The organism is Amycolatopsis sp. N2S4-7 (genome assembly GCF_058119595.1).
In genome coordinates, this window is sequence record NZ_CP172299.1 from 6,038,407 (window position 1) to 6,052,520 (window position 14,114).

The 14,114-nt window shown below is 70.5% G+C and carries 15 protein-coding genes; 6 read left to right on the forward strand and 9 right to left on the reverse strand.

Annotated features, from left to right (window positions below):
- Window positions 1-17 precede the first annotated feature (17 nt).
- On the forward strand, window positions 18-1,208 hold the full coding sequence (lhgO, locus tag ACH54P_RS28410; RefSeq protein WP_489906395.1) for an L-2-hydroxyglutarate oxidase: 1,191 nt from the start codon (window positions 18-20) through the stop codon (window positions 1,206-1,208).
- Here the strand turns inward: lhgO and ACH54P_RS28415 are convergent.
- Window positions 1,205-2,206: a DUF3558 family protein gene (locus ACH54P_RS28415; RefSeq protein ID WP_489906396.1), complete on the reverse strand. Its 1,002-nt coding sequence runs from the start codon at window positions 2,204-2,206 to the stop codon at window positions 1,205-1,207. The two genes, lhgO and ACH54P_RS28415, sit on opposite strands and share 4 nt — an antisense overlap.
- A gap of 64 nt (window positions 2,207-2,270) precedes the next feature.
- Complete coding sequence (gene serS, locus ACH54P_RS28420) at window positions 2,271-3,533, reverse strand: serine--tRNA ligase (protein ID WP_489906397.1); 1,263 nt, start codon at window positions 3,531-3,533, stop codon at window positions 2,271-2,273.
- A 121-nt stretch (window positions 3,534-3,654) separates the two neighbouring features.
- Here serS and ACH54P_RS28425 point away from each other — a divergent pair, with 121 nt between their 5' ends.
- Window positions 3,655-4,947 carry an aspartate aminotransferase family protein gene (locus ACH54P_RS28425; RefSeq protein WP_489906398.1) on the forward strand — a complete coding sequence of 431 codons (1,293 nt, stop codon included), beginning with the start codon at window positions 3,655-3,657 and terminating at the stop codon, window positions 4,945-4,947.
- A gap of 198 nt (window positions 4,948-5,145) precedes the next feature.
- Here ACH54P_RS28425 and ACH54P_RS28430 read toward each other — a convergent pair whose 3' ends face one another.
- The 4 genes from ACH54P_RS28430 to ACH54P_RS28445 all read right to left on the reverse strand — a co-directional run bounded on the left by ACH54P_RS28430 (window position 5,146) and on the right by ACH54P_RS28445 (window position 8,331).
- Complete coding sequence (locus ACH54P_RS28430) at window positions 5,146-6,051, reverse strand: haloalkane dehalogenase (protein ID WP_489906399.1); 906 nt, start codon at window positions 6,049-6,051, stop codon at window positions 5,146-5,148.
- Between the two features lie 66 nt (window positions 6,052-6,117).
- A complete protein-coding gene (locus ACH54P_RS28435; protein ID WP_489906400.1) occupies window positions 6,118-6,570 on the reverse strand; it encodes a DUF350 domain-containing protein in 453 nt (150 codons plus the stop codon).
- A gap of 45 nt (window positions 6,571-6,615) precedes the next feature.
- Entirely contained in the window at window positions 6,616-7,782 is a 1,167-nt protein-coding gene (locus tag ACH54P_RS28440) for a glutathionylspermidine synthase family protein (RefSeq protein WP_489906401.1), read from the reverse strand.
- On the reverse strand, window positions 7,783-8,331 hold the full coding sequence (locus ACH54P_RS28445; RefSeq protein WP_489906402.1) for a hypothetical protein: 549 nt from the start codon (window positions 8,329-8,331) through the stop codon (window positions 7,783-7,785). It lies immediately after the preceding gene.
- 154 nt (window positions 8,332-8,485) lie between these two features.
- Here ACH54P_RS28445 and ACH54P_RS28450 point away from each other — a divergent pair, with 154 nt between their 5' ends.
- The 4 genes from ACH54P_RS28450 to ACH54P_RS28465 all read left to right on the forward strand — a co-directional run bounded on the left by ACH54P_RS28450 (window position 8,486) and on the right by ACH54P_RS28465 (window position 11,727).
- Window positions 8,486-9,514 carry a septum formation family protein gene (locus ACH54P_RS28450; RefSeq protein WP_489906403.1) on the forward strand — a complete coding sequence of 343 codons (1,029 nt, stop codon included), beginning with the start codon at window positions 8,486-8,488 and terminating at the stop codon, window positions 9,512-9,514.
- A complete protein-coding gene (locus ACH54P_RS28455) occupies window positions 9,514-9,864 on the forward strand; it encodes a metallopeptidase family protein (protein ID WP_372667721.1) in 351 nt (116 codons plus the stop codon). The genes ACH54P_RS28450 and ACH54P_RS28455 overlap by 1 nt, the downstream gene beginning before the upstream one ends.
- A gap of 96 nt (window positions 9,865-9,960) precedes the next feature.
- Window positions 9,961-11,202 (forward strand): MFS transporter, encoded by a 1,242-nt coding sequence (locus ACH54P_RS28460; RefSeq protein WP_489906404.1) that lies wholly within the window; start codon window positions 9,961-9,963, stop codon window positions 11,200-11,202.
- A 39-nt stretch (window positions 11,203-11,241) separates the two neighbouring features.
- Entirely contained in the window at window positions 11,242-11,727 is a 486-nt protein-coding gene (locus ACH54P_RS28465) for a hypothetical protein (RefSeq protein WP_489906405.1), read from the forward strand.
- A gap of 44 nt (window positions 11,728-11,771) precedes the next feature.
- On the opposite strand, the gene ACH54P_RS28470 is transcribed toward ACH54P_RS28465, so the two are convergent.
- From ACH54P_RS28470 to pheA, 3 genes are all read right to left on the reverse strand, one after another.
- A complete protein-coding gene (locus ACH54P_RS28470; RefSeq protein ID WP_489906406.1) occupies window positions 11,772-12,401 on the reverse strand; it encodes a DUF4232 domain-containing protein in 630 nt (209 codons plus the stop codon).
- Window positions 12,402-12,554: 153 nt separating this feature from the next.
- The gene (locus tag ACH54P_RS28475) at window positions 12,555-13,172 is read right to left on the reverse strand and encodes a histidine phosphatase family protein (protein WP_489906407.1); all 618 of its coding nucleotides are present in this window, start codon (window positions 13,170-13,172) and stop codon (window positions 12,555-12,557) included.
- A complete protein-coding gene (gene pheA / locus ACH54P_RS28480) occupies window positions 13,169-14,077 on the reverse strand; it encodes a prephenate dehydratase (RefSeq protein WP_489906408.1) in 909 nt (302 codons plus the stop codon). Before pheA ends, ACH54P_RS28475 begins: the two co-directional genes overlap by 4 nt.
- Window positions 14,078-14,114: the final 37 nt, after the last annotated feature.

Sequence of the window (14,114 nt, forward strand, 5' to 3'; positions counted from 1 at the left end):
GCGTAGCCTGGTCGATCGTGCGCAACGTGGTGGTCGTCGGGGGCGGGATCGTCGGTCTGGCCGTGGCCTGGGAGCTGACCAGGCGCGGGCTGGACGTCACGGTGCTGGAGAAGGAGCCGCGGTGGGCGGCGCACCAGACCGGGCACAACTCGAACGTCGTCCACGCCGGGCTCTACTACAAGCCCGGGTCCTTCAAGGCGCGCATGTCCGTCGCCGGCAACCGGTCCATCGTGGACTTCGCGCGCCAGTACGGCGTGCCCGTCGAGGTGTGCGGGAAGCTCGTCGTCGCCACCGACGAGAAGGAGCTCCCCGCGCTCGACACGCTCGCCGAGCGGGCCGAGGCCAACGGCGTCCCGGCGAAGAAGATCTCACCCGCCGAAGCGCGCGAGTACGAGCCCGAGGTCGCCTGCGTCGCCGCGCTGCGGGTCGAATCGACCGGGATCATCGACTTCCCCGGCGTCTGCGAGGCGCTCGTCCGCCTGCTCGACGAGACCGGCGTCGACCTAAGGCTGAACAGCCCGGTGCTGGCCATCCGCGCCGGGGCGAACGGCGGGGTCGAGGTCGCGACCGGAGAAGACGTCGTCCAGGCTGACGCGCTCGTGAACTGCGCCGGCCTGCACTCCGACCGCGTCGCGCGGCTCGCCGGGCTGACGCCGTCCGCGAAGATCGTGCCCTTCCGCGGCGAGTACTACGAGCTCAAGCCGGACCGGCGGCACCTGGTCAAGGGCCTGATCTACCCCGTGCCGGACCCCACGTTGCCGTTCCTCGGCGTGCACCTCACGCGGATGCTCGACGGCAGCGTGCACGCCGGCCCGAACGCCGTGCTCGCGCTGCGCCGCGAGGGCTACCGCTGGAGTGACTTCTCCGCGAAGGACGTCGCCGAGGTCGCGGCCTTCCCCGGCGTCTGGCGGCTCGCGCGCAAGTACGCGTTCCCGACCGGCCTCGACGAGGTCCGCCGCTCGTTCTCGAAGAAGCGGTTCGCCGCGAGCCTCGCCCGGCTCGTCCCGGCTGTGACCGAGGACGACATCGTCCGCCACGGCTCCGGCGTGCGCGCGCAGGCGATGCGCCGTGACGGCTCGCTCGTCGACGACTTCCTGATCGAGACGGCGCGCGACCAGGTGCACGTCCTGAACGCGCCGTCACCGGCCGCGACGAGCGCGCTGGAGATCGCGCGCCACATCGCCGACCAGGTGTCTTCCGAGAGCTAGCCCGGCAGGTTCGCCGTCACCAGCGGCAGGCCCTGCTTGACGAGGTCGCAGGTCTTGGCGTCGTCGCCGATGAACCCGCTGACCACCTGCACCGACGACGTTTCGGTGATCGGCAGGAACGCGCCGCAGGTCACGCGCAGGCCGCCCAGGTTCGGGTAGACGCCCCACTTCTTGCCGCCGACGTCGACGGTCTCGAGCGGGGTGACGCCCTTCACGCCCGGCCAGGCGGTCATCGGCGTGCTGGGGCCGAGCCAGACCTCGAACGCCTTCTGGCCGTCGTCGCCGTCGGTGTCGTCCCAGAGGCAGTAGGACGCGTTCGGCACCACCGAGGAGTTGTCCCTCTCCCCGGTGGGCGAGATGTTCTTCAGCTGCGCCACCTGGTCCGGCTTCAGCATCGTGCACGGGTCGACCGACAGCAGCGGGCCGCCCGGCTCCACCTTCTTCGGCCCGGCCGGGGTGATCGGCGGCGCCGGCTGCCCGCCGGGCAGGTGGGCCGCGACCTGCGGGACCACGGTCTTGGCCAGCTCGCACGACTTCGTCAGCTCCGGGCCCGAGACGCTGACGAAGGCGAAGGACTGGTCACCGAGGATGGCGTAGAACACGCAGTCGTCGGCGAGGATCGACGGGTACTGCGTCCAGGTGAAGCCGCCGAGCTGCTGCGGGCCGGACTTCGGGACGGCGCCGGCGATGTACTCGTTGAAGTCCAGGTCCGTCGTGTAGCCGATGTTGAGCGTGGCCGACGGCTCGATGTCGTCCTTCGTGCTCCACAGGCACATCGGCGCCTGCAGCCGCTCCTTTTCCTCCTTGACCGACCGGCCGGGGGACTCGTAGCCGAGCGCGTCGACCTGTTCCTGGTCGAGCAGCGTGCAGGCGTCGACGGCCGTCACGATCGGGCCCTGACCCGGCACGGGCGCCGCCGTCCCGTTGACGGCCACCGAGCAGCCGGACACCACGGTCAGGGCCGCCACCACCGCCACGACCTGCCACTTCATGCGCATGAATCCTCCCGTTCGGCCCGGACACTACTGGGACGAACGGGGGAGCACCGCGGATCCACCCGATTCAGCGGGGCGTGAGGACTTCCTTGCCGCCGACGAACGGGCGCAGCGCCTCCGGCACGCGGACGGAGCCGTCCTCCTGCTGGTGGTTCTCGACGATCGCGACGATCCAGCGGGTGGTGGCCAGGGTGCCGTTGAGCGTCGCGGCGATCTGGGGCTTGCCGTTGTCGTCGCGGTAGCGGACCGAGAGGCGGCGGGCCTGGAACGTCGTGCAGTTGGACGTCGAGGTCAGCTCGCGGTAGGTCTCCTGCGTCGGGATCCACGCCTCGCAGTCGAACTTGCGGTGCGCGGACGTGCCGAGGTCGCCGGTCGCGGTGTCGATGACCCGGTAGGGCACCTCGATCTTCGCGAGCATCTCCTCTTCCCAGCCGAGCAGCCGGGCGTGCTCCGCCTCGGCGTCCGCCGGCTTGGCGTAGACGAACATCTCGACCTTGTCGAACTGGTGGACGCGGATGATGCCGCGGGTGTCCTTGCCGTACGACCCGGCCTCGCGCCGGTAGCAGGACGACCAGCCCGCGTAGCGCTTCGCGCCGTCGTTGAGGTCGAGGATCTCGTCGGCGTGGAAGCCGGCCAGGGGCACCTCCGACGTGCCGACGAGGTACAGGTCGTCGTCCTCGAGGTGGTAGATCTCGCTCGAGTGCTGGCCGAGGAAGCCGGTGCCGGCCATGATCTCCGGGCGCACCAGCGACGGCGTGATCATCGGCGTGAAGCCGTTCTCGAGCGCCTGCGCGATGGCCATGTTGAGCAGGCCGAGCTGCAGCTGGGCGCCGACGCCGGTGAGGAAGTAGAACCGCGAACCCGAGACCTTCGCGCCGCGCTCCATGTCGACACCGCCGAGCCCTTCGAGCAGCTCGAGGTGGTCCTTCGGGGTGAAGCCGAGCTTCGTCGGCTCGCCGACGTGCTTGAGCACGGTGAAGTCGTCTTCGCCGCCGATCGGCGCGTCGGGGTGCACGAGGTTCGGCAGGGTGCGGTAGAGCTGGTCGAACTCCTCCGACGCGGTGTTCTGCTCCACCTCGGCCGCCTTGACCTGCGCGGCGAGCTCCTTGGCCGTCGCCAGCAGCTGCTGCTTCTCCTCCGGCGGTGCCTTCGGGATCTGCTTGCCCAGCACCTTCTGCTCGTTGCGCAGCTTGTCGGCGGCCGCGATCGAAGACCGCCGCCGGGTGTCGAGGGAGAGCAGCTTGTCGACCACTCCCTCGTCTTCACCACGAGCGCGCTGCGACGCGCGCACGGCTTCCGGGTCATCGCGCAGAGTCCTGGGGTCAATCACGAAGACAGAGGGTAGTCCGTACAGACTGTGCGGCCCTACTGGGTTATCCCGACAGTCTGATCGTTGAAGCGCTGTTCACGGCGTCCCCATACTCCAGGGAAACCCCTGAGGAGGCGCCCCGATGACCGACGAGCTGCTCGCCCGGCACCGCGCTGTCATGCCGTCCTGGATGTCCCTGCTCTACGAAGAGCCGATCGAGATCGTGCACGCCCACGACCGGCGGATGACGGACTCCCAGGGGCGCACCTACCTCGACTTCTTCGCCGGGGTGCTGACCAATTCGATGGGCTACGACGTCGCCGAGATCGGCGACGCGGTCCGCAAGCAGCTCGACACGGGCATCCTGCACACGTCGACCCTCTACCTGATCCGTTCCCAGGTCGAGCTGGCCGAGCGGATCGCCTCGCTGTCCGGCATCCCGGACGCCAAGGTGTTCTTCACCAACTCCGGCAGCGAGGCCAACGACACGGCGTTGATGCTCGCGACGCAGTACCGGCGCAGCAACCAGGTGCTGGCGATGCGGAACTCCTACCACGGGCGCTCGTTCGGGACGGTCGCGATCACGGGCAACCGCGGCTGGTCGGCGTCGGCGCTGAGCCCGGTCAAGGTCAACTACGTCCACGGCGGGTACCGCTATCGCAGCCCGTTCCGGGACCTTTCGGACGCGGACTACATCGACGCGTGCGTCGCGGACCTGGTGGACGTCCTCGACACGGCGACCGCGGGCGACGTCGCGTGCCTGATCGCCGAGCCGATCCAGGGCGTCGGCGGGTTCAGCCTGCCGCCGGACGGGCTGTTCCGGGCGATGAAGGAGGTGCTGGACGAGTACGGCGTCCTGTTCATCTCCGACGAGGTCCAGACGGGCTGGGGCCGCACGGGCGAGCACTTCTGGGGCATCGAAGCGCACGGCGTGACGCCGGACATGATGACCTTCGCCAAGGGCCTCGGCAACGGCCTCGCGGTCGGCGGCGTGGTGGCGCGAGGCGACGTCCTGGACTGCTTCCAGGCCCAGTCGTTCTCGACGTTCGGCGGCAACCCGGTGTCGATGGCGGGCGCGACGGCGGTGCTGGACTACATCAAGGACCACAACCTCCAGGCGAACTGCGCAGCCCGGGGTGCGCAGCTGCTGTCCGGTCTGCGTTCGGCGTCGTCACCGCTGGTGGCCGAGGTGCGCGGCAAGGGCCTGATGATCGGAGTGGAGCTGATCAAGCCGGGCACAACCGAGCCCAACGTCCCAGCGGCGGCAAGGATGCTGGAGGAGACGAAGAAGCGCGGCCTGCTGATCGGCAAGGGCGGCTTGCACGGAAACGTGCTGCGCCTAGGCCCCCCGATGACGTTGACGGCGGAAGAGGCCCAGGAGGGCCTGGACATCCTGGTGGACGCCCTGGCGGCAACACACGCAGCACTGGCCTGACCAAAACAAAGGAGCCGGGTGGTCATCCCAGAGCCTGCCCGTCCGGCGAGGACAGTTCTTTGTTCTGCCGCCGACTTCGCTCTGCCACGGCAGAGCGGGTCTGCTGCGGCTAGAGCGGGTCTGCCGCAGCAGAGCGTTCTGCCACGCCAGGGCGGGTCCGACCTCGTGGTCGTCTTGTGCTGCCGTCCGGCGGTTTGCTCAGCCTCGCACGAACCTCGCCACGTGCTCGGCCAGTTCCTCGCCCGCATCTTCCTGCAGGAAGTGCCCTGCTCCCGCGATCACCGGGTGCTCTAGGCCCTGCGCGCCGCGCATCGCGCGTTTCAGCACCGGGGCCATTCCGCCGGTGATCGGGTCGCCGTCGGAAAACGCCACCAGGAACGGGATTTCCAGCTCCGTCAGTGTCTTCCAAGCCGCGCGGTTGGCCGGCGAGGCCGGGTCGTCCGGGCGGAATGGCACCAGGCCCGGCATTGCCCTCGGGCCTGCCTTGTACATCTCGTTCGGGAACGGTGCGTCGTACGCCGCGCGGACCTCGGGCGGCAGCGGGGACGTGCAGCCTGACTGGACGAACCGGGCGATGTCCAGCACCGGGGCCTTCTGCATGGCCTCGCGGAACGAGTGCCAGACCGCGGGCATGTCGGTGTCGCCGGTCGGCAGGCCGGTGTTGGCCGCCACCACGCGGGAAAAGCGTGACGGGTGCTCCGCGACCAGGCGCAGCCCGATCAGGCCGCCCCAGTCCTGGCCGACCAGGGTCACGTCGCGCAGGTCCAGCGCGTCGAACGCGAAGGCGCGCATCCACTCGACGTGCCGGGCGTAGCTGTGGTCGGCCAGGTCGTTCGGCTTGTCGGAGCGGCCGAAGCCGACCAGGTCCGGGGCGATCGCGCGCAGCCCGGCGCCGGCCAGGACCGGCAGCATCTTGCGGTACAGGAACGACCAGCTGGGTTCGCCGTGCAGCAGCAGGACGGGCGCCCCGTCGGCCGGGCCTGCCTCGACGTAGCCCACTCTGATCACGCCGCCGTGCGGGTCGGCCAGCTCGGCGTAGCGAGGCTCGAAGGGGAAGGCGGGCAGGTCCGTGAACCGGTCGTCCGGTGTCCTCAGCAGGCGCACGGACCCCACGCTAGTGCGAACGGCCGAACGCGGCCACGGTCGCGCCCGACCGCCCCGGTGGCCGGCTCAGGAGATGCCGACCGCCACCACGAGGCCCAGCCCGATGTGCGCGGCCGCGACGACGATGCTCACCGGGGCGAACTTCTCGCTCTCGATGGTCGACGCGACGTCGATGCGGGTCGCCCACTCCAGCAGCCGGACCGCGATCACCTGGACGATGATCCCGAGCAGGCCGTAGACCAGCGAGGTGATCAGGCCCTCGGTGAGGTCGCTCGCCGAGTTGAAGATCGCCACGACGACGATGAACGCCATCGAGAGCATCCCGGACGCGGTCACGATCACCGCGTTGGGCAGGCCCTTCGTCACGAGCTTCGACAGCTTGCCCGGCGTGGTCCAGTCGATCGCGTAGAAGCCGGCGAACATCAGCAGCAGGCCGATGACGCCGTAGAGCAGGATCGCGCCGATCCCCCGCACGAGGTCGGAGCCGAACGTGTCGGACAGCGCAAGGGTCGTGTTCACGAATTGTCTCCCAGGAGAAAAGAGCTGATCAGCAGCGGTGTTGTATCACGACTCGGGGATGCGATGTGGGACAAATGCCGCACCGTCGTCGGTGACCAGCCCCCCGGTCTCCCGGATCCCCAGGCCGGCGGAGCTGTCGCCGACGATCCACGCGCCGAGCGCCGGCCGGTAGCCGTCGAACTCGGGCAGCGGGTCGAACGCCTGGTAGACGAAGCCTTCGGCGCCGTAGACGCCGTCGGTCTGGGTCTCGTACCCGGTGGCGACGATCTGCACGTTCGCGCCTTCACGGCCCAGCTTCGGCTTGCGGACGTACTCGGTGAGCAGACCGGGGTCGTCGGCGAACGCGGGCAGCAGGTTCGGGTGGCCCGGGTAGTTCTCCCACAGGATCGCCAGGAGCGTCTTGTTGGAGAGGATCATCTTCCAGAGCGGCTCGATCCACAGCGTCCGCGGCAGGGACTCGACGGCGTGGCGGCCGAACTCCTCGTCGACCACCCACTCCCACGGGTACAGCTTCAGCACGGTCGCCATCTGCCGCTCTTCGAGGTCGACGAACCGCTTGAGCACCGGGTCCCAGCCGATCTCCTCGATCGCCAGCCCCACCGTGTCGAGCCCGGCCTCGGCCGCCGTCTCCTGCAGGTACGCCGTGGTGACGTTGTCCTCGCCGCTCGGATCGGCCGCCGACCAGGTGAAGTGCAGCTCGTTCGACGGCAGCTTGTCCTGCAGCGCCGACCAGCGCTCGACGAGCTTCTCGTGGATCGAGTTCCACTGGTTGTCGTCCGGGAAGACGTCGGTCTTCCAGTGCCACTGCAGCAGCGACGCCTCCAGCAGCGTGGTCGGCGTGTCCGCGTTGTACTCCAGCAGCTTCGCCGGCGACTTGCCGTCGTAGCGCAGGTCGAACCGGCCGTAGACGTGCGGGTCCTGCCGCTTCCACGACTCGGCGATGTGCGGCCAGACCCACTCGGGGATGCCGAACCGCTGGTAGCCCTCGGTGGTCACGACGTTGTCGACGGCTTCGAGGCACATCGAGTGGAGCAGTTCGACGTCGGCCTCGAGCGACAGGACCTCGTCCATGTCGAAGACGTAGTGCACCGACTCGTCCCAGTACGGCCGCACCCGGCCGCTGCTGTCGCGGGCCGGCGTGCCGTAGACGAGTCCCTGCTCCTCGACGATCCGCTGCCAGTCGCGCCGCGGCTCACGCCGGTCCCGGTACACCTACGATCCCCCGCTCTTGCCGCTGCCGCCGGTGCCCCCGGTGCTGCCGCTCTTGCCGCTGATGCCGAAGCCGCCGCGCTGGACGGACTTGCCGGACTTCGTGTTGACGTTGGTCCGCGACGACGGCGGGTCGTAGGAGCCGCCGGACACGCGCTGCCCGATGACGCCGGTGCCGCCGTAGTTGTAGCGGTAGCTGTTGTAGCCGCCACCACCGATCGGGAGGAACAGGAAGCCGCCGCTGTGGTAGCCGCCGTGGCTGGTGACGTAGTTGTCGTCGCAGTAGTCGTCGTTCTGGACGACGCCGCCCGCGTCGGTGCAGACCGCGGTCACGTTGTTCGGCTTCGCGACCGTGTAGAACGTCGCGACCAGACCGACGAGCCCGACGGTGACACCGCTGCCGATCAGGATCTTGCGCCGCGTGGACGCCTTGGCGTCGGCTTGGCGCGCCAGTTCCTGGTCGCGTTCCTCCTGGGCGAGCGCCTGCCGGCGCGCGCGCTGCTCGGCCACCGAGGGCTGCCGAGGCTGCGTGTTCGAGTCCTGGAATCTCATCGATCCGCGCTTCGGCGGCTCGGGGGGCGGCTGGTCCCCAGTGTTGCTGTCCTGCGTCATGTGCGCTCCGTAATCCCGGCCACCACGAAACCGTGACCCACCCTAACCACCCGGATCGCGCACGTCGCGCGCGGCGCGGGCATCATGGACTGCGATGTCTCCCAGCGCCGATCGGTTCCCCACCGCCACGCAGACGCTGCGCACCCGCGTCGTGATGGGCGGGATCTTCGCGGGCGCGCTCATCGCGCTCGCCCTCAGTGTCGTCTTCTCCTGGAGCGACGGCATCACCGGCGGGTCCGGAGGTGGCGCCGGCAAGCTGTCCGCGGCCGCCGAAGAAGCCTTCCACTCGCCCCCGGGCAGCTGTCTGACCTGGGACAACCCGGACGCGAGCGACGCGCGCAAGGTGGCCTGCACCGAGGCGCACCTGTTCGAGGTGACCGCGCTCGTGGACATCGGCCCCCAGTTCCCGGAGGGCGCGCCGGTGCCGACGCTGGAGCAGTGGCAGCAGATCGCGCAGTCGAAGTGCAGCTCGGACGTCAAGCCGTACCTCGGGCACAACCTCGATCCGTACGGCAAGCTCACGACGAACCTGCTGCGCCCGACGCCGTCGCAGTGGGAGGACGGCGACCGGCAGCTGCGGTGCGGCCTCCAGTGGGCGGGCGCCGGCGGCAAGCTGCTGCCGACGACCGGGCCGGCCAAGGAGCAGGACCAGTCGCTGGTCTTCGAGCCGGGCACCTGCCTGGGGCTGCTCGGCAAGGGCGTCGGCGATCCGGTCGACTGCGCGAAGCCGCACTCCTACGAGATCGTCGCGACCCTCGACCTCAAGTCGAAGTTCAAGGACGGCTACCCCTCGCAGGACGACCAGAAGAGCTGGCTCGACACCGAGTGCAACAAGGCGGCCTCGGACTACACCGGCGGCGCCGACCTCGACGCCAAGCACCTGATCCTCACCTGGGACCTGCGCGAGCAGGAAAGCTGGGACGCCGGCTCGACCAAGGTCAACTGCAAGGTGGCGGCGAAGCTGCCGGACAACAGCGGCCTTCAGGCGGTAACCGGCAGCATCAAGGCGGCCCCGGCGGGCGCCGACGGCGGCCAGCCCCAGGACGGCGGCCCGCCGTCGGACGGGGGCGGCGGCCCGGCCACGGCGAACTCCGCCCCGCCGTCGACGAAGCAGAGCGGCTGATGCCCGTCGAGATGAGCCGGGAGCGGTTCGAAGAACTGGTCTCCGAGGCGCTGGACGAGGTGCCGCCCGAGTTCGCGCGGGCGATGGACAACGTCGTCGTGCTGGTCGAGGAGTTCAACGACGAGGCGCCGGACATCCTCGGGCTCTACCACGGGATCGCGCTGACCGAGCGGACGTCGTCGTACGGCGGTGTGCTGCCCGACCGGATCTCGATCTACCGGCAGCCGATCCTCTCGATGTGCGAAGACGAGGACGAGGTTGTCGAGGAAGTGCTCATCACCGTCGTGCACGAGCTGGGCCACCACTTCGGCATCGATGACGCCCGGCTGCACGAGCTCGGGTGGGGTTGAGCCACTAGTAGTGACTCTGTGACCACGATCGGGTGACGACACCCTTATCCTGTTACCCGAAGTCATTGGGCGACTGCGATGAGTGTGGGGGCCCCGATGAACCCTCCTCGAAGACTCACGTGGCTGCTGACGTCGAGCGCGGCGTCCCACCTGGGGGACGGGATGGGCAAGGTCGCGCTGCCGCTGCTGGCCACGACCCTGACGCACGACCCGGTGCTCATCGCCGGGCTGTCGGCCACGCAGTTCCTGCCGTGGCTGCTGTTCGCCGCGGTCGCCGGCGCGCTGGTCGACCGGATCGACCGGCGGCGCGCGATGATCGTCGCGAACACCGCCCGCGCCGTCGCCGTCGGCGTGCTGGCCGGGCTCGTCGCCGCCGGCGGTATGACGATCTGGCTGGTCTACCTGACCGCGCTGATCATCGGCACGGCCGAGACCATCGCGGACAGCGCCGCCAACGCCCTGATCCCGGCGGTCGTCGGCGACGGCTCGCTCGACGCGGCCAACAGCAAGCTGCAGGCGTGCGAGATCGTCGGCCAGACGTTCCTCGGCGGCCCGGTCGGCAGCCTGACCTTCGCGCTCTTCGCCGCCTTCCCGTTCATCCTCAACTCCGCCGGCTTCGCGGTCGCGGCCGCGGTGCTGCTCGGGCTGGCCGGCACCTACCGCGGTCGCGGCGAGGAACCGCCGGCCCCGCTGCGCACCGAGCTGGCCGACGGCCTGCGCTGGCTGCGCGGCCACGCGCTGCTGCTGCGGCTGGTCGTCATCGCCGGGCTGCTCAGCCTGGTCAGTGAGCTCGCGCAGGCGCAGCTGGTGCTCTACGCGCTCGACGACCTCCACCTGTCCGACGCGACGTTCGGGTTCTTCGCGTTCGTCGGCGGGATCGGCGGGCTGCTCGGCGCGGGCGTCGCCCCGCGGCTGGTGCGCGCGGCCGGCCGTCGCGCGGTCGTGGTCGGCGGGATCCTCGGCTGCGGCGCCGGCTTCGGCGGGATGGGCCTGGTGCGCTCGCCGGTCGCCGGCGCGGCGCTGTTCGGCCTGTTCGCGGCCGCCGTCGTCGCGGTGAACGTCGTCCTCGCGACCGCCCGGCACACGCTGGTGCCCGGCGAGCTCCTCGGCCGGGTGCTCGGGGTGTGGCGCACGGTCGTCTGGGGCGCGATCCCGCTGGGCGCCCTGCTCGGCGGGGTGCTGACCAGGCAACTCGGCTCGGCGGCGCGGACGTTCGCCGTGTCCGGGGTGGCGATGCTGGTGATCGCCGCGTTCGCGTTCGCGGCGCTGCGGCGGTTCTCGCTCGATGACAAATCGGACTCAGCCACGGCGCTGACGCACCACGATCCCGGATTGTGAGCTGAAATGTCTCCTCACCCAGGTGGTGAGGAGGCGGCTATGCGCACCGTGGACCCGGGCACCGGCACCGGCACCGACGCCGGTCCCGACTTCGACGAGTCTTCGGGCGACCCCGACGAGCCGAGGACGGCCTCGCCGTCACGCCGGCTGCTGGTGCTGTGCGCCGTGGCGGGCTTCGTGCTGGGCGGCAGCGTGATCGGCCTGCTCTGGGGGCTGTCCGGCGTGCACGCCGGCGCGCTCGAAGACGCCGTCGCGGCGTGCCAGGCGCTCGACCGCGTCGGCGAGCTGCCCGACACGAGCCGGGACGCGCAGCCGTCGCTGACGCCCGGCCTCAGCGGCGAGCGGCTGCAGCGGATGACGGCGGCGCGCGCCCTGTCCGCGGCCGCCGCCCAGGTCAACGCGAACTACCAGCCGCTGGCCGACCACATCGACGGCGTCAGCCGGATGGTGCTGAGCCTGCACTTCAACGACATCTCCGGCCAGCGGCACCTGGTTCAAGCGCAGGAGATCTGCGCCAGGATCTGAACAGCCGGGCGAAGCCCGTCCGTTGAAGGTGGGCGGGGCCCGGGTTAGGCCGGGTGGACCGTCTTCACCGCGAGCTGGTTGCCGGGGATCTTCGTGCTGGCGCAGCCGGTTCCGTCGGCGGGCACGAAGTTCGACGCGGTCTCCTGCGGCAGGTAGATCCGCAGGCCCTTCACCGCTGTCGGCTGGCAGGTGCCCGGGTCGAAGTTCCGCACGTTCACGAACTGGATGTCGGCGGCGGCGGTCTGGCCGGGGTTCAGCTTGACGGCGTTGCCCTTGGTGCCGTCGCGGAAGGCGTCCTTGCCGACCTGGTGCCCGTCTTCACCGGCCACGTAGGACACCCCGGGGAACCCCTGGATGGTGCACGGTTTCCCGCTGGAGTTCGTGATGAGCAGTGGCCGGTAGACCGACCCGGCCCCGGCGTCACCCTGGCCGAGCGAGAGCTTGACGTCCCCCGACTTGCAGAGCCCGTCGTCCGCCGGCGCGGCCACCGGCGGCGCGGCGGGCGCCGAAGTGCTCGGGGTCGAAGTCGCGGTGACCGTGGTCGAGGTGGGCGACGCCGAGGTCGACGGCGTCGAGCTGCTGGCCGCCGGGGTGGTGCCGCCACTCCCGCAGGCGGACAGCGCGAGGACGCCGGCCGAAGCCGCGAGGACCGGGAACAACCGTGAAAGCTTCATTTCACTCGCCTCCCTTGTTGGTGCTCCTGGTCGGTAGACGTACCGAACCCCGGATGGGTTGGCTCCCATCAGTTAATTACCCACACACTCTATTTCCATGTGGTGCACTTTCGCGCTTCGTGCGGACACGTTCCGGTGATCACGGCGAGAGAGTCAGAGCGGGGTGTCCACCCAGGTCAGGCAGTGCCACTGGCCGTCCGGGCGGGCGTCCAGCTCCACCAGTCCCGTGTTCGGGATCAGCGCCGCGTTGGCGACGTCCGCGTGGACGTTCGGGGCCAGCCATTCGGCCGACAGGCGGATCGCGCCGCCGTGGCTGACCAGGGCTATCACGCCGTCCGGGTCGGCCTGTTCGTGCTTTGCGCGGAGGCGGCCCACCGCGTCGAGCATGCGGGTGCGCACGCTCGTGCCGCTCTCGCCGCCGGGCAGTGACGGGGTCAGCTCGCCCAGGGTCCAGCGCCGGACCGTGTCCATGTAGATCCGGATCGACGCGTGCTCGGTGTGGCCCTCCAGATCGCCCGCGACGACCTCGTGGACGCCGTCGATGACCTGGACGTCCAGGGAGAACTGCGCCGCCAGGGGCGCGGCCGTCTGCTGGGCGCGGGTCGCCTGGGACGCGTAGACCGCGACGATCGGCTCGCCCGACAGCCGCACCGCCAGCTCCGCGGCCTGTGAGCGGCCGAGCTCGGTCAGCGGCGGGCCGGGCAGGGCGGTGTCGAGCGCGCCGCGGACGTTCCCTTCGGTCTGGCCGTGGCGGATGAGCAGCAGCCTCACGCCAGGTCCCCCTTGCGGACCGCTTCGGACCAGGCGGCCGCTTCGACGAAGTCGTCGTTGCCGAAGCCGGGCTCGATCGTGGTGCGGATTCCGTCGGCCCGCGGGTGCGAGCCCAGGAACCGCAGCTGGCGGCAGTGGCGGCGCAACGCCGTCAGCGCGTCGAGGATCCGCGGCTCGGCCACGTGGCCCTCGAAGTCGATGAAGAACCGGTACTCGCCGAAGTTGTTCCGCGTCGGCCGGGCGTCGAGGCGGGTCAGGTTGATCCCGCGGGTGGCCAGCTCGGTGAGCAGCTCGGCGAGCGTGCCGGTCCGGTTCGCGGCCGCGGCGACCACGGACGTCCGGTCCGCGCCCGTCGGCTCCGGCAGCTCGCCCGGTGGGCGGACCAGCAGGAACCGCGTCGCCGCGTCGTCGACGTCGGCGACCTCGGTGGCCAGCACCTCGAGGTCGTAGTGCTCGACGGCGACCGGCGCGCAGACCGCGGCGTCGAACTGGCCCTCGAGCACGCCGACCGCGGCCGCCGACGTCGACGACGACGCCACCGGGTGCGCGTCCGGCAGGTTGACCTCCAGCCAGTCGCGGACCTGGGCGAGCGCGTGCGGGTGGCTGGCGACGGTCCGGATCTCCCGGTCGCCGGGCCGGGTCAGCACGCTGAAGTGGATCGGCAGGATGGCTTCGGCGACGGCGACCAGCGGCGTCGACTCGCTGAGGCCGTCGAGCGTGGCGGGCACCACGCCCTCGACCGAGTTCTCGATGGGGACGCACGCGGCGTCCGCCTCGCCCTTGCGGACGGCCGTCATCGCCAGCCGGACGGTCTCGACCGGAATCAGTTCGTCGCCGGCGGCGAGGACCCGCGCGGCCTGTTCGGTGAAGGTCCCTTGGGGGCCGAAGTATGCGATCCGTGACACAGAACCCAGGCTACGGGGCCTCGCCGTGGCGACTTTC

Coding starts and splice junctions, on each gene's coding strand:
- ACH54P_RS28415 (WP_489906396.1), bottom strand. CDS start 2,206: ATGCGCATGAAGTGGCAGGTCGTGGCGGTGGTGGCGGCCCTGACCGTG.
- ACH54P_RS28425 (WP_489906398.1), top strand. CDS start 3,655: ATGACCGACGAGCTGCTCGCCCGGCACCGCGCTGTCATGCCGTCCTGG.
- ACH54P_RS28445 (WP_489906402.1), bottom strand. CDS start 8,331: ATGAGATTCCAGGACTCGAACACGCAGCCTCGGCAGCCCTCGGTGGCC.
- ACH54P_RS28450 (WP_489906403.1), top strand. CDS start 8,486: ATGTCTCCCAGCGCCGATCGGTTCCCCACCGCCACGCAGACGCTGCGC.
- ACH54P_RS28455 (WP_372667721.1), top strand. CDS start 9,514: ATGCCCGTCGAGATGAGCCGGGAGCGGTTCGAAGAACTGGTCTCCGAG.
- ACH54P_RS28460 (WP_489906404.1), top strand. CDS start 9,961: ATGAACCCTCCTCGAAGACTCACGTGGCTGCTGACGTCGAGCGCGGCG.
- ACH54P_RS28465 (WP_489906405.1), top strand. CDS start 11,242: ATGCGCACCGTGGACCCGGGCACCGGCACCGGCACCGACGCCGGTCCC.
- ACH54P_RS28470 (WP_489906406.1), bottom strand. CDS start 12,401: ATGAAGCTTTCACGGTTGTTCCCGGTCCTCGCGGCTTCGGCCGGCGTC.